The organism is Gardnerella vaginalis ATCC 14018 = JCM 11026 (assembly GCF_001042655.1).
GTDB lineage: Bacteria > Actinomycetota > Actinomycetes > Actinomycetales > Bifidobacteriaceae > Bifidobacterium > Bifidobacterium vaginale.
Genome location: NZ_AP012332.1, coordinates 164,093 through 177,458, shown reverse-complemented (window position 1 = coordinate 177,458; position 13,366 = coordinate 164,093). Strand labels below are relative to the sequence as shown.

General features: G+C 45.5%; 11 protein-coding genes and 1 other RNA gene. 1 reads left to right on the top strand and 11 read right to left on the bottom strand.

The features are described from left to right. Positions 1-77: 77 nt before the first annotated feature. Together ffs and GAVG_RS00670 are read right to left on the bottom strand one after the other, a co-directional pair. Positions 78-174, bottom strand: an RNA gene (gene ffs / locus GAVG_RS06555) — signal recognition particle sRNA small type. Positions 175-241: 67 nt separating this feature from the next. Then, positions 242-1,384: an inositol-3-phosphate synthase gene (locus GAVG_RS00670; protein ID WP_009994459.1), complete on the bottom strand. Its 1,143-nt coding sequence runs from the start codon at positions 1,382-1,384 to the stop codon at positions 242-244. A gap of 134 nt (positions 1,385-1,518) precedes the next feature. Here GAVG_RS00670 and GAVG_RS00665 point away from each other — a divergent pair, with 134 nt between their 5' ends. Then, positions 1,519-3,870: a transglycosylase domain-containing protein gene (locus GAVG_RS00665; protein ID WP_009994458.1), complete on the top strand. Its 2,352-nt coding sequence runs from the start codon at positions 1,519-1,521 to the stop codon at positions 3,868-3,870. Positions 3,871-4,231: 361 nt separating this feature from the next. On the opposite strand, the gene GAVG_RS00660 is transcribed toward GAVG_RS00665, so the two are convergent. The 9 genes from GAVG_RS00660 to thiO form a co-directional block, all read right to left on the bottom strand. Continuing rightward, positions 4,232-4,945, bottom strand: coding sequence for an HAD family hydrolase (locus GAVG_RS00660; protein ID WP_004112821.1), 714 nt, complete (start codon positions 4,943-4,945; stop codon positions 4,232-4,234). Positions 4,946-5,074: 129 nt separating this feature from the next. Next, the gene (locus GAVG_RS00655) at positions 5,075-5,689 is read right to left on the bottom strand and encodes a heat shock protein transcriptional repressor HspR (RefSeq protein WP_004112824.1); all 615 of its coding nucleotides are present in this window, start codon (positions 5,687-5,689) and stop codon (positions 5,075-5,077) included. 40 nt (positions 5,690-5,729) lie between these two features. After that, entirely contained in the window at positions 5,730-6,782 is a 1,053-nt protein-coding gene (locus GAVG_RS00650) for a DnaJ C-terminal domain-containing protein (RefSeq protein ID WP_004118165.1), read from the bottom strand. A 209-nt stretch (positions 6,783-6,991) separates the two neighbouring features. Then, on the bottom strand, positions 6,992-7,762 hold the full coding sequence (gene grpE, locus GAVG_RS00645) for a nucleotide exchange factor GrpE (protein ID WP_009994457.1): 771 nt from the start codon (positions 7,760-7,762) through the stop codon (positions 6,992-6,994). Beyond that, positions 7,762-9,663 carry a molecular chaperone DnaK gene (gene dnaK / locus GAVG_RS00640; protein WP_004118161.1) on the bottom strand — a complete coding sequence of 634 codons (1,902 nt, stop codon included), beginning with the start codon at positions 9,661-9,663 and terminating at the stop codon, positions 7,762-7,764. The genes grpE and dnaK overlap by 1 nt, the downstream gene beginning before the upstream one ends. Before the next feature lie 199 nt (positions 9,664-9,862). Further along, complete coding sequence (locus tag GAVG_RS00635; RefSeq protein ID WP_004113807.1) at positions 9,863-10,591, bottom strand: HesA/MoeB/ThiF family protein; 729 nt, start codon at positions 10,589-10,591, stop codon at positions 9,863-9,865. Between the two features lie 42 nt (positions 10,592-10,633). Continuing rightward, complete coding sequence (locus GAVG_RS00630; RefSeq protein ID WP_004113806.1) at positions 10,634-11,455, bottom strand: thiazole synthase; 822 nt, start codon at positions 11,453-11,455, stop codon at positions 10,634-10,636. 68 nt (positions 11,456-11,523) lie between these two features. Next, entirely contained in the window at positions 11,524-11,730 is a 207-nt protein-coding gene (gene thiS, locus GAVG_RS00625) for a sulfur carrier protein ThiS (protein ID WP_004112838.1), read from the bottom strand. Between the two features lie 70 nt (positions 11,731-11,800). Continuing rightward, the gene (thiO, locus tag GAVG_RS00620) at positions 11,801-12,871 is read right to left on the bottom strand and encodes a glycine oxidase ThiO (protein WP_009994451.1); all 1,071 of its coding nucleotides are present in this window, start codon (positions 12,869-12,871) and stop codon (positions 11,801-11,803) included. Between the last annotated feature and the right edge of the window lie 495 nt (positions 12,872-13,366).

Here is a 13,366-nt window from a genome sequence, read left to right as displayed (position 1 = left end):
GCGAGACAAATCTAACGAAAATCAGTCAAAAAACGTTACAAATGTCTCACGAGCGAGACAAATCTAACAAACTTTATATAAGAAAACCCCCGCGCACCCACCAGAGGCCACTTACCCTTGCTGCATTCCTGCCCTGGGGGGATTGGGTGACGTAGTGCCACGCGGAGGCTCTACCTATATTACACGATTTTGGCTACAAGTCGAGCGCAAGTCGCAAGCTTCCGCACCATTAGGCGCATTGCTAGGCGCGCCACACGCTTTTACCATGTTCTTTTGCAGCCTCAACATCTGCATTAAGCTGCGACTCATCTGCCTCAACATCTCCAGCAATATAGCGCTCAACGAGTTCGCGCGCCTCGCTATCTTCATGCTGAACAGCTGGCGACTTCATAAAGTAGGAGCTAGGAGCCAAAATCGGGCCTGAAAGCTTGCGATCCAACGCAATCTTCGCTGCGCGCACAGCGTCTATAACAATGCCTGCAGAATTAGGCGAATCCCACACTTCGAGCTTGTACTCTAAGCTAAGCGGAACATCTCCAAAAGTGGTGCCCTCTAAGCGCACAAACGCAAACTTGCGGTCGTCAAGCCAAGCAACATAATCCGAAGGACCGATGTGCACGTTGTGATCATCCATATCGTGCGGAACAATCGAAGTAACCGCGCGCGTCTTAGAAATCTTCTTCGACTCAAGCCTAGAGCGCTGCAACATGTTCATAAAGTCCATGTTTCCGCCAACATTCAGCTGGTAAGTGCGATCCAAACGCACTCCTCTATCTTCAAAAAGTCGCGCCATAACGCGGTGCGTAATCGTAGCTCCAACCTGGCTTTTAATATCGTCGCCAATAATCGGAACGCCTGCGTCACGGAACTTTTGCGCCCAAACTGGGTCGGAAGCAATAAAAACAGGAAGGCAATTTACAAACGCGCATCCAGCTTCCATAGCCGCCGTAGCATATGCCTTATCTGCCTGCTCGGAGCCAACTGGCAAGTAAGAAACAAGCACGTCTACATGCAAATCGCGCAAAACCGCGGCAACATTTACAGGCTCTTCCTTAGACTCCTCAATCATTTGCTTGTAGTAGTCGCCCAAGCCATCGTAAGTAGGTCCACGCTGCACTTTAACACCAAGATTAGGCACATCTGCAAAGCGAATCGTGTTGTTTTGCGAAGCATAAATCGCCTCGCTTAAATCATGACCCACTTTTAAAGCGTCAACATCAAAAGCTGCTACAAACTCAATATCTCGCACGCGATATTGCCCAAAAACAGCATGCATTAATCCTGGAATTTTATCGCCATCATTGGCATTTTTGTAGTATTCAACGCCTTGAACCAACGACGAAGCACAATTGCCAACACCGGCAATGGCAACGCGGATACTCATATAAACTCCTTGCCCAAAAACAACAGCATATAATCATGCTGCACTAACACACTTTTATAATACTAGCTTTTACAAATATTACACATGATATTACATATGATTAAAATTCCTCGCCAAGCGCTAACTTGGATTATATGGTTGCAAATAGTAATGGACAAAATTCGCACTCTTCTAATACAGGACGCACTGTAAGAAGCGCGACTTCTGCAGAGGAAAAACGACGCGCAAACGCCAGAACTGGAACAGCCAGACCAAGCGCAACAAGAAAGCCGCGTCAAAGAAGAAAACACAAAAGAATCCGCGACACGTGGCGAACAAAACATCCAATCCTATTTTGGGCATTAATCATAATTTTTACGCCAATAATCCTTGGCACACTCGTATTTGCGGTTATGTATGTGAACACCGACATTCCGCAGCCAGATAAGATTGCGATGGCAGACAAAACCAAGGTGTACTACGCAGATGGAAAAACAGAAATCGGTAGTTTTGCGGAACAAAATCGAGAAATCATAAGTTGCTCTGCGCTAAAACCATATGTTGGCAACGCGATAGTCGCAAGCGAAAACAGATCGTTCTACAAAGACGGTGGAATTGATTTTAAAGGAATTGGACGCGCAATAATTCACAACATAACTTCTAAAGGACGCTGGGGCGGGTCCACAATCACACAACAGTATGCAGAACGCTACTATCTTGGTGAAACAAAAACGTATTTAGGCAAGCTTCACGAGGCGATTCTAGCGCTAAAAATCGCGCAAACACAAGATAAAAATACTGTGCTATGTAACTATATGAACACTATTTATCTTGGTCGCGGAGCGTATGGAATACAAGCGGCAGCAAAAGCGTACTTTGGTGTAGAAGCAAAGGATCTTACACTATCTCAAGCAGCAATGCTGGCTGGAATAATCCCTGCACCAAGCAGCTGGGATCCTGCAATTATGCCTAAAGAAGCGAATATGCGATTCAAGCGCGTTCTTAGGATTATGCGTGAAGACAAGTACATTACTGACGCAGAATATAAAAGCGCTAAAATGCCACAAACCATTAATCAGACTAAGCAAAACGTTTATTCGGGACCTCAAGGTTATTTGCTTAACATGGTTCGCAGCGAGCTTACTCAAAGCGGAGCTTTTACAAAGGAAGACCTTGATACTGGCGGATATCGTATTGTTACAACAATCGATAAAGCTAAGCAGGATTTAATGTTTAGTGTGGCAAGCCCTGCTATGGGTGGTCGCGGAATCGCTCCAGCTGGGTTGCAAGTAGGTGGAATGAGTGTAAATCCTAAAGACGGGTCAATCATATCCGTTTATGCTGGAGATGACTATCTTTCTAAACCGCTTAATAATGCTACTCAAGCCCTTTATGAACCTGGAAGCACCATGAAGCCATTCGCTTTAATCGGTGCTATTCAGGCTGGAACAAGTCTTAATACTCTGTTTAATGGAAATTCTAACCTAAAGTTTGAAGGCATAGATAAGCCTGTTAACAACTATGCAAACACTAATTGGGGAACAATCAACCTTTATAAAGCAACAGCAAACTCCGTGAACACGCCGTTTATGTCTTTGCAGCAAAAGCTTGGGCGTAGGGCTGTGGCTCATACTGCTGTTACGGCTGGCTTGGATCCTAAGAGGATTAATGGCGAAAATCCGTTCACAGTGTTGGGTAACGACCCTGTGCATGTTAGCGAAATTGCGCGAGCCTATTCTACGATAGCAAATCAGGGGCGCAGGCCAGATATTCATATTGTTGCTAGCGTTAAGAATCCAGATGGTAAAGAATTTTATAGAGCTCCAACATCTGGACGACAAGTGTTTTCTCCAGCAGACATGGCTCTTACCACTAAAGCTCTGCAAGGCGTTGTGCAATATGGTACTTCTACGGAAGCTAGGGGTGTTGGCAAACCTATAGCTGGAAAGTCTGGTACCGCAAACGATGAGACTGCATGCAGCTTTGTTGGTTTTACTCCTAGTGTTGTAACCGTGTTTGCTATATGGTATCCGAATGCGCAGGGAAATCCTCAGCCTGTTCCGTCTTTCCGCGGTTATCCAGGCGGTGTTGGGTATTCTGCACATTTGTTTACAAAGTATATGCGTCACGCGCTTACTGGAATGCCTACCGAGAAGTTCCCAGAAGCTAAGGATAACGGCAAAATTGGTGGTGAAGATGGCAAGTGGGGACTTGGAGGCAATAGGCGTACTTCGGAATACGACTACTCGGATAGAGCTTCTGACGATAAAGAGCCTTATAAGGAAAATAAGGATAAAGTAGATAGGACAGAAAATAAGCCTTCAGATTCTGCAGGCGCGGCTGCTGGCGACTCTTCACGCGGGTCCGAAGGATCTTATGGATCTGGGCTTGGTTCGGGAGAGTCTGGTCAAGCTGAACGCAATTCGTCTGGAGCATTTGACTCGCCAGGATCGCCATATGGATACTCTGGATCAGAGACTCAAGAAGGCGCTGCTGGCGGCGATTAATCTATATTTCCCCGAGTTTGTACGTGAATCGGGTCGAATTTGGTACAAAAAGCGTCGATTGGTTCGCGCGTTACAAGATTACGTAGGTTGCGCCAAGTAGGTAGAGATTCGAGATTTTTCGCACTGAATGAGATGAACCTCAGCATGAAATGGTGATTCATCGAATGAAGAAGAAAAATCGAGAATCTCGGTGATTAAGATATACGCAAAAGTTTTAGATATTCAGAAGGTTTGATGTATTTCTATACGAGCAATAAAAGAGGAGCGTAGCGACGGGACTTGCGAGGAGAGAAATACTCAAACCTCGCGCAACAGCAAGCAAAGAAATACCGTTCGCGCGCTCTAAGCGCTCACGTATTCGCTACTGCGCAATTCGCGCAATAATGTAGCGCTCAAGCGTTTGAGGCGTAACATCTTCGTATCCATGTATATCAGCGAATTGCGGTCCGTTACTTACGTCTAGATTCGAGTACGCTGTTTGTGCAAGAGTCGTCGCCCCCGAAGCTGCAGCCGACTTTAACCCTGCAAACGAATCCTCAATAGCGATGCAATACTTCATGTTTTGCGCACTAATACCAAGCAGTTTCCCTGCTGCTAAATATGGCTCGGAGCTTGGCTTTGTAGCATATCCATCGTCTCCGCAAATGTATCCTGCAAACGCACCTTTTGGCGCATGGTTCACAATGTTTTCAACAAGTCGCCTTGGTGAATTGCTCACTAGAATCGAAGGGATTCCTGCATCCGCTAATTTTTGCAAAAGATTCAGAACGTCTGGTACCCATGGAACCTCTATCTGCTCTTTTTGCGCTACATAGTCCACCATCGCGTTGCCGATTTCTTCAACGCCCATTTTTGTTCCGCGAGCAATCATGGCTTCAGCAACATCTTTTAAAGATCCACCAGAATACTGCCAAGCTAATTCTTCGTTCCATTCGCCACCATGTTCTTTTGCGATTTGGATTTCAGCATCATGCCAATACGGTTCCGAATCAATTAACGTGCCGTCCATATCCCAAAAGACTGCGGAAAGCTTGTGATTTGTGGTGTTTTGCGCTGCTGTTGTGTTTATTGCCATCAATACCCTTTGTTTTGTCGCTTTACGTATGCGATATTTATCAATATTTATATTTTATATTTACATTTTATATTTAAACATTTGATTAGTATTTAATAATATCTAAACTAATGTTAGACTGCTACATTGCTATATTCTGAATGCTCGCCACAAAACAACAGACTTATCGTCGTTTAAATCATCATAATCACAATTGTTGTATTGAGCATCGTTTTGCGAGTGAGAATGTTTATTATACGATGATGGCAATGCTCGCTGTTGAACACGAATGTCGCGTCGCCAATCCTTTGCGCTTTGTGACCTTTGAACTTCTACAATATTCCCATCTACAGTCGCAGTAAAAATATTTCGTTCAGCGCAATTGGCTTCTTCAATCAAGTGTCTTACTTGTCTTTTAAGCTGGCGATTTTCTTCTTGCAAAGCCAAAATACGCATTATTCCAGCAAGATTTACTCCATCTTCTTGGCTTAGTTTTTGTGTTTGCACAAGCCTATCTATGTCTCTAAGCGAGTATCTTCTAGCTCCACCTTCTGTACGCTGTGGCATAATCAAGCGCAGCCTGTCGTACTGTCTTAGTGTTTGTGGATGAGTGTCGGTTAGGTTGGCTACGTGGCTTACTGTAAAAATCGGCATGTCGATTTTAAAGCCGACTTCATCTGCGCCGTCAAGAGTTGCGCTTCCACGCACTAACGCCACTGCACACATTTCGTACAATGCTTTAGTTTGGCGCTCCAACCTAACCATGACTTTTCCTTTCTACACGCATGCGCTAAGCGATTTGTTGCTATGCGCGCAAATCGTGCACTTCTTGCTCATATGATTCTCCGCATGCCTTGTTGAATTCTTTTGCAGCACGCTTTATCATCATGCCAGATCGCTTTGGTATTTGTATTTGTACGATTCCTACAAAGGCTCCATTTTTACCTGGCACGCCTTCGCCTTCTACACGTACTTCGCTACCGCTAGATGTTCCAGCTGGCACTTTAAACACTACTGGCTTACCATCTAGGTTTTTAAGCGTGACTTTTGCTCCGCGAACAGCCTCATCTAGTGTAAGCGGAAGATTTGCCACTAAATCACAGCCGCGTAGAGAAAAATTATCGGTTTTTTCTACCTGCACTTGTAAGTACATATCTCCAGCTTCTCCACCAAACTTCCCTGGCTTGCCCTTGGACTTTAAGCGGATTTTTTGCCCATCTTTTACTCCTGCTGGAATATGAGTTTTGAACGACTCTCCGCCCGATCGAAGCGAAACCGTAGCACCTTTGAACGCTTGTTTAAACGTTAGTTTGATTGAAGTTGTAATGTCTTCACCGCGTTCAGGCGAATTTTGTGGAGCAGATTGACCATATTGACCATACTGACCATATTGACCATATTCTGCGCCACCATTAAAGCCACTTCCTCCAAATCCTTGCGAAGATTGCGCTCCTGCACCTCCCGTGAACATGGAGAATATGTTTCCCATGTCTGGTCCAGCTCCGCTTGTGGAGAATCGCACGCGAGACCCATTTGAGCCTCCGAACATCGATGAGAATATATCGCTGAATCCACTTGCGTCGAATCCGCCTGCACCAGAGCCTCCAGCGAATCTTGCTCCGCCCGCTCCAAATTGGCGTATCGCATCGTAACGCTGACGTGTTTGCTTATCTTTCAAAACGTCATACGCTTCGGACACGTCTTTGAATTTTTCTTCCGCTTCTTTTGTTTTGTTTAAATCAGGATGATATTTTCTAGCTAGTTTTCTGTATGCTTTTGTGATTGTGTCTTCGTCGGCATCTTTGGAGACACCGAGCACTTTGTAGAAATCTTTGGCTAACCATTCATTTTCAGCCATTTGTGCCTCCTTCTTATGTTTCGAGCACATTGGCATAACATTTATATATAAACCTTAAATACAAACCTACTCGTGTTGGTTTTGCGTTTTTAAACAGTGTTTTAAACGTTTTAAACCAGCACGAGTAAGTTTTTATGGGATTCTTCGCAAGTCGGTAACTGCGTTTTATTGCGTTACATACAAACCATACGAATGTTTCACAGCGTGTTTCACGAGCTTGCTGGCGACGCAACAACCACTCTAGCTGCGCGAATCACTCGATCTCCGATCCTGTATCCTGCTTCTACAACAACATCTACTGTGTCTTTTGTAGCATCTGGATCTGGCTTATGCAGAATCGCATCGTGCTTAGTCGGGTCAAATTCTTCGCCCTTTTCGCCGAACTTTTCAACGCCGAATTTCTCAAATGCTTTGTCTAACTTTGCAGCAACGGCTTTAAATGAATCGTCCATATCGCTATGTTCACGAATACGATCAATATCATCTAAAGCAGGTAGCAAAGCTGTTAAAACATCGATAATTCCATGTTGACGGAATCGATCTTGCTCTTTAGAAGCACGGTTACGGAAGTTTATGAACTCTGCTCGCTCGCGTTGCAACGCTTCCAAATACTCCGCCGCCTCTTTTTTAGCTTTGCCAAGCGGCGTTAAAGAATCTTCTTCTTCGTTGCTTTGCGTGTCTGAAGAATCATTATTTTCTTGAGACTTACTAGCGTTGGCTTCATCGTCGGTTGCTGGCGACTTTTCACGTTCGGCATCTGCATTAGCGTCCGCATCTTGTGTTGACGTATCTTGCGTCGCCGCATGCTTTGCCTCATGAGCAGCTGCGTCTTGTGCTTCGTTTTGTGATGCATTCACATGCTCATTAGACGAGGCTGCACTAGCAGAATCAGCTGGATTTGACGATTCTTCCAAATCGCCAGCATCCGAAGGCACATCTTCCAATCCGCTCAAGTAGTCGTTGGCGTTAAACTCGGACATTACTTGTTGTCCTTATCGTCCTTGTCGTCGTCCACCACTTCGGCGTCAACCACGTCGTCATCCTTTGCAGAAGATCCAGCGCCTGCATTTGCATCAGATGCAGCACCAGCAGCGCCAGCCTGTGCACCTGCAGCACCAGCCGCACCCTGCTGAGCGTAAAGCTGCTGACCAATCTTTTGAGCAGAAGTCATAAGCTCGCTCTGAGCAGACTTAATCTTCTCAATATCATCACCCTTCAAAGCTTCCTTCAAAGCATTAACCTTTTCGGTAACTTCCTTGGAGATTTCGTCAGAAAGCTTATCCTTATTATCGTTAACAAGCTTTTCAGTCTGGTAAGCAAAGGATTCTGCCTGGTTACGAGTATCAGCTTCCTCCTTGCGCTTCTTATCTTCAGCTTCGTGAGCTTCAGCTTCCTTAACCATGCGGTCAATCTCGTCCTTTGGCAAGCCAGAACCGCCAGTAATCGTCATGGACTGTTCCTTGCCAGTGCCCTTATCCTTAGCGGAAACGTGCACAATGCCATTAGCATCAATGTCGAAAGTCACTTCGATTTGTGGAACGCCACGAGGAGCTGGAGCAATACCAGTCAACTCAAAAGTACCAAGAGGCTTGTTATCACGAGCAAACTCACGTTCACCCTGATAAACCTGAATCAACACGGATGGCTGATTGTCTTCTGCAGTAGAGAACACTTCAGAGCGCTTAGTTGGAATTGCGGTATTACGCTCAATAAGCTTCGTCATAATTCCACCCTTGGTTTCAATGCCCAAGGAAAGTGGAGTTACATCAATAAGCAGAACGTCTTTTCGGTCTCCCTTAATAACGCCCGATTGCACGGCTGCACCAACAGCCACAACCTCATCTGGGTTCACGGACTGATTCGCTTCCTTACCGCCCGTAAGCTCCTTTACAAGCTCCTTGACGGCTGGCATACGAGTTGAACCACCAACAAGCACCACGTGATCAATCTGGCTTACGGAGATGCCAGCATCGGAAAGCACGTTGTTAAATGGCGTACGGCAACGACCGAGCAAGTCGGAAGTCATTTCCTCAAAGTGAGCGCGAGTCAAAGTCTCATCCAAATGCACTGGAGTTCCGTCTTGAGTCATTGCCAAGTACTGCATAGAAATTGAAGCAGAAGTAGAAGAGCTAAGCTCCTTCTTTGCCTGCTCAGCAGCTTCCTTCAAGCGCTGCAAAGCAATCTTATCCTTGCTCAAATCAACGCCGTACTTGTTTTTAACTTCGCCAACAAGCCAGTCGATAATCTTCTGATCCCAGTCATCGCCACCCAAGTGGTTATCGCCATTAGTTGCCTGCACCTGGATTGTAGAGAAGCCGTCGTCATCCTTACCAATCTCAAGAAGCGACACATCGAAAGTACCGCCACCCAAATCGAATACCAAAATGCGCTCGTCTTCCTTGCCTTTTTCGAGGCCGTAAGCCAAAGCTGCAGCAGTTGGTTCGTTAATAATACGCAGCACGTTCAAGCCTGCAATCTTACCTGCATCCTTAGTTGCCTGACGCTGTGCATCGTTGAAGTAAGCTGGGCATGTAATAACGGCATCGGTTACTGGCTCACCAAGGTAGGCTTCAGCATCGCGCTTCAACTTCATTAAAACCTGTGCGGAAATCTCTTGCGGAGTCCACTTCTTGCCATCAATCTCAACAGACCAATCCGTACCCATATGGCGCTTTACAGAGCTAATCGTGCGATCAACGTTTGTAACTGCCTGACGCTTAGCGACTTCGCCAACCAAGATTTCTCCCGACTTGCTGAATGCCACCACGGATGGTGTTGTACGCGCACCTTCTGCGTTAACAATAACTGTTGGACTGCCGCCTTCAAGCGTTGCAATGCAGGAGTTCGTTGTTCCTAAATCAATACCTACTGCGCGTCCCATAATATCTCCTAGCTATCTTTATCTACGTACCTTTAATCTATGTACTCAAATTCTTGGCAGCCAGCCTTGCGACTAACCGCTTTTTCTTTTTACAAAACTTGAGTCTAACACACTCAAGTTATTAAAGTCAAGCATTTTCGCACGCGTTTCGCAAAAACTTAATACTACTCCACTCAACTTTTGTAACTTTTCGCAAAGTTCACGCAAACCTAAAATGTCGAAGCGAGTTATCAATGGCGTTATATCGCGCCAAAACCCCAATAAGCGGCTTTCCTATACCAGTTATAATCTTGATTGCTTCCGTTGCCATCATTGCGCCAACAATAGCTGCAGTTGCGCCTAATACAGCCGATTTTGGCACTTTTTCTTTAGGTGGAGGGCAAGCATACAAGTCACGCAAAGTAGGTCCTTTTCCTGGCACAAAAACGCTTACTTGACCTTCATAATAAAGAACTGAGCCATAAACTTCTGGCGTGCCAGCACTACAAGCAGCATCCGCAATCAAAAAGCGCGTAGCAAAATTATCACAACCATCAATTATTAAGTCGTGATTTTCTACAAGTTGTTTTGCGTTGTCTTCATTAAATCTATTTACAAGGTTGATTTTTAAACCTGGAGATAATGCCTGCAAGCGCTTAGCTGCAAGTTGCGCTTTCGACTTGCCACACTGATCAACAGTGTATAAAGTCTGCCTTTGCAAATTAGAAAGCTCTACAACATCGTCGTCACAAATCGTGATTTCACCAACTCCTGCAGCAGCAAGCGAAAGCAAGCACGGCGAACCAAGTCCACCTGCCCCAACCATGCAGATTTTCGCATCGCGAAGTAACTGCTGATGTTCATGCGTAAAGCCTGGCAGGAGCAAGTGGCGGCAAGTGCGTTCCGCCTCAAGCTCCTGCAGGTTATCATAAATCTTATTAATCGTCATACTGAATATGCTGAATCAATTACAGTACAAAATTTACAGAATTTACAGTACCGCGTCAGCCCAAGCGCGACCTTCAACAGGCGAAGACGCGAGCGCATGCTCACGCTTAGGAATACGGCCAGCATCGTGAGCAAGCTTACCAGCAGTTACAGCAGCAGCCATTGCACGACCCATCTTTACAGGATCTGGGCAGCGAGTTACAGCGCTTGCAAGAAGCACGCCCGAGCAACCGATTTCGAAAGCTTTAACAACATCGGAAGCAGTTCCAACGCCAGCATCCAAAATCACAGGAACGCCAGATTCTTTGCTTTCTTGAACAATCAGCTCAATGTTTCGAGGATTCAAAATACCAAGTCCAGTTCCAATTGGAGCACCCCCTGGCATAACAGCCTTCACACCAAGCGACACAAGGCGACGAGCCACAATCGGATCGTCATTCGTGTAGCAGAGCACGCTAAATCCTTCTTCAACTAGCTTTTCTGCAGCAAGCAAAACTTCGCGAGTGTCTGGGAGCAAAGTATCGTCGTCTGCAATCACTTCGAGCTTAATCCAATCAGTTCCAAGTGATTCACGAGCCATTTTTGCTGTAAGAACAGCATCATGCGCAGTTTTGCAACCAGCAGTATTTGGCAAAACGTTAATATTATGACGCTGCAACATACCGTAAATATCAACTCCAGTTTTTGCGTGACGACGCAAAGCAACAGTTGCTACTTCCGCGCCTGAAGCAACAAGTGACTTTTCCATAATGTCAATGCTTGTCATTCCACCCGTGCCAAGCAAAAGCCTTGAGTGCAAGGTCTTACCGCAAAGCTGCCAAGTATCGACATTTTCTTCTGCATTATTTTCTATATTTTCTGTCATTTTAAGCCTTTTATATAAATTTTTTGAAACCATACTCAAATTATTTAGCGTCATCCGCCTATTGAGGGTCATCCGCCCTGAACCGCGCTGAGAATTTCGATTTTATCCCCATCGCAGATGATGGTTGATTCCCATTGGGCGCGCTTAAGCACATCGTCGCCAATCGCGACCGCTATGCCAAAACCAGAGTCAGATCCGTAGAGTTGTGCAACAAGTTGGGCAATAGTCAAGTTATCTTTCACTTGAGCGGTTTCACCATTGACGACGATTTGCATAATTCAACCTTTGTTAGCGTCTATTAAAACTTGCGTCACTAGAAACTTGCGTAACTAGGAACTTTCTTCACTAGAAGCGAGCAGGATTGCAGCTCTCCAAGAAGCCCTTTTCCTTATCAGTCAACTCTTGCTCAAGCACAAGCTTTGTAGTCAAAGAAGAACCCAAAGCTGTGAGCAAAATGCCGTGACGGAAGTAACCAGTAGAAATTGTGGTGTGCGTCTTAGGATCAATGCCAATGAATGGCAAATCATCTGGAGTTCCTGGGCGACCGCCAGCGGTAACCTCAGTAATCGAGCATTCCTGGATGCCAGGAAGTACGCTTGCTGCATCGCGGAGCAAGTCGAGCACACCGCCAACCTTTGGAATATCGCGGTCGTCTTCGCGAGAAGTAGCGCCGAGCACAAGCTCGCCTGTTTCCTTAGCGCGAGGCACCAAATACACTGGGCGGTCATGCACAAATCCACGAACCACAGAGCTCAAAATTGGGCGCAAAGGCTCTGGAATAGTCATACGAATCATGTCGCCCCACACAGCGCGAAGTTTAAGCTGAGGAAGCATTTCCTTAGCACCCAAACCAGATGCCAAAACCGTGTCTGGACCCAAATCGTCTGGAGTGCTTGCGCGACGCTCAATAACAACACCACGCTTTTCAAGTGCATCAATCATTGCTGCAGTAAACTGACGAGGATTAATCTGATGATCATCCGGAACGCTTACAGCGCCTGCAATCGTCGGCGAAAGCGCAGGTTCAATTTCACGAAGCTTACTCACAGAAATATGCTCAGCTCTACGTCCGTAACGGTGCTGCAAGTTTAGCAACTCGTTTACGTGCTCGTTATCTGCAGCGTCACCGCCAATTACGTAAGATCCGCACTCTAAGTAGCCAGTTGGCTTATCGGTGTATTTTGCAACCGAATCAACCAATTCCTTATACATAGTTGCAGACTCAAACATGAGCGGATACAAGGCATCCTGCTGATATTGCATTTCTGCGGTAGGAGCTAACATGCCGGCAGCATGATGAGAAGCGCCAGAGACTGGATCTGGATCAATTATTCTAACTTTTACGCCAGCTTCTGTAAGTCTCCAAGCTGTTGCTAGACCAATGATACCTGCACCAATAATACGAATATTTCGCATAATACTCCTTCCCTACGGCGGCATTACCCGCATCAGGTTTACGGTCGGCTTTCGCCCTCTCAGCCTGTATAGAACAAGCTCCCGTGTTTCGTCTATTTTGGTTAATTTTAGACCTTTTAGACTGTTTTTTAGATTATTTTTTAGACTATTTTCTCTTTTTGACTTTTGCAATCACAACTACTGGCGATTATTCGCGATAGTGCAATCCTGCAAACGTCCCCATACGGGTGATTTGCAATTTTGCTTTGCATAAGTCACAGTTACGGATTTTAACACTTTTGTGAAAAATTACTAAATTCACTGGTATGTTCTTCGCAATATTCTCCAAAATGTTATTTGTCGTTTTCTTTGCTATGTTATTCGGAGATTCCTTCCGCGTCTTCTTCCGCGTCTTCTTCCGCGTCTTCTTCTGTACATGAGCAAACAAAATGTGGAAAAGAAGAAAACAATTAATGGCTTGAAGAGATTATCTCCAAGCCATTAATTCACATTACT

What these genes read in the sequence shown, in the direction of transcription:
- GAVG_RS00635 (WP_004113807.1), bottom strand. Translation starts at nt 10,591, where the DNA reads ATGACGATTAATAAGATTTATGATAACCTGCAGGAGCTTGAGGCGGAA.
- GAVG_RS00650 (WP_004118165.1), bottom strand. Translation starts at nt 6,782, where the DNA reads ATGGCTGAAAATGAATGGTTAGCCAAAGATTTCTACAAAGTGCTCGGT.
- dnaK (WP_004118161.1), bottom strand. Translation starts at nt 9,663, where the DNA reads ATGGGACGCGCAGTAGGTATTGATTTAGGAACAACGAACTCCTGCATT.
- thiS (WP_004112838.1), bottom strand. Translation starts at nt 11,730, where the DNA reads ATGCAAATCGTCGTCAATGGTGAAACCGCTCAAGTGAAAGATAACTTG.
- GAVG_RS00655 (WP_004112824.1), bottom strand. Translation starts at nt 5,689, where the DNA reads ATGGTTAGGTTGGAGCGCCAAACTAAAGCATTGTACGAAATGTGTGCA.
- thiO (WP_009994451.1), bottom strand. Translation starts at nt 12,871, where the DNA reads ATGCGAAATATTCGTATTATTGGTGCAGGTATCATTGGTCTAGCAACA.
- GAVG_RS00670 (WP_009994459.1), bottom strand. Translation starts at nt 1,384, where the DNA reads ATGAGTATCCGCGTTGCCATTGCCGGTGTTGGCAATTGTGCTTCGTCG.
- GAVG_RS00630 (WP_004113806.1), bottom strand. Translation starts at nt 11,455, where the DNA reads ATGACAGAAAATATAGAAAATAATGCAGAAGAAAATGTCGATACTTGG.
- GAVG_RS00665 (WP_009994458.1), top strand. Translation starts at nt 1,519, where the DNA reads ATGGTTGCAAATAGTAATGGACAAAATTCGCACTCTTCTAATACAGGA.
- grpE (WP_009994457.1), bottom strand. Translation starts at nt 7,762, where the DNA reads ATGTCCGAGTTTAACGCCAACGACTACTTGAGCGGATTGGAAGATGTG.
- GAVG_RS00660 (WP_004112821.1), bottom strand. Translation starts at nt 4,945, where the DNA reads ATGGCAATAAACACAACAGCAGCGCAAAACACCACAAATCACAAGCTT.